The sequence below is a fragment of the Erythrobacter sp. CCH5-A1 genome (assembly GCF_001557115.1).
Taxonomy (GTDB): domain Bacteria; phylum Pseudomonadota; class Alphaproteobacteria; order Sphingomonadales; family Sphingomonadaceae; genus Erythrobacter.
In genome coordinates this window covers 1-499 of the sequence record NZ_LSKQ01000066.1, presented here as the reverse complement: position 1 = coordinate 499, position 499 = coordinate 1, and the positions used below count along the sequence as shown (strand labels likewise).

Genomic DNA, 499 nt, shown 5'->3' with positions numbered 1-499 from the left:
CGCGGTACGTTCCCTCGACATTCTCGACGCTCATCACCCAGGCTGTATCGCCCTGTTCACCATGCGTTCTGCTGATGAGCATGCGCGGAACGGCGGCGCTGAAAGCGGCATCCGATTTGAGATGATGACTTTCATATTCTGCTCGGCTGTTCTCCGTCCCACCGGATTCGAAAATGAGCACGTCTTCGGCCAGAAGCGAAAGTGCGGCGGCAGTATCGCCCTTCGCTAGCGCATCATGAAAGTTCGCTACCGCTTCAACGGGACCATCCAAGGCCGTAGCCACTGTGGCCCCTTCTTCAGCGTCCCTCCCCTTCGCGGTAGTACTGGGGTGCGCCAATACTGGGCTTTGTATCAGCATGATCACGCCCGCCAATACTCCCGCAATTTTGCATGCTCCATATCGAACCATTGAAACCCCCTTTTTCATGAACTTTCGATCTACAGCATTCCTGGCGACGCGAGGCCCAGAACAGCTACGAGGCCCAGAACGCCGACGGCA

The 499-nt window shown here is 56.9% G+C and carries 1 protein-coding gene; it reads right to left on the bottom strand.

What is annotated here, in order from left to right; translation table 11 throughout:
- Positions 1 to 427: nuclear transport factor 2 family protein (locus AX708_RS20235; RefSeq protein WP_197426337.1), on the bottom strand; the 427-nt coding region annotated here is incomplete at its 3' end.
- Positions 428 to 499 lie beyond the last annotated feature (72 nt).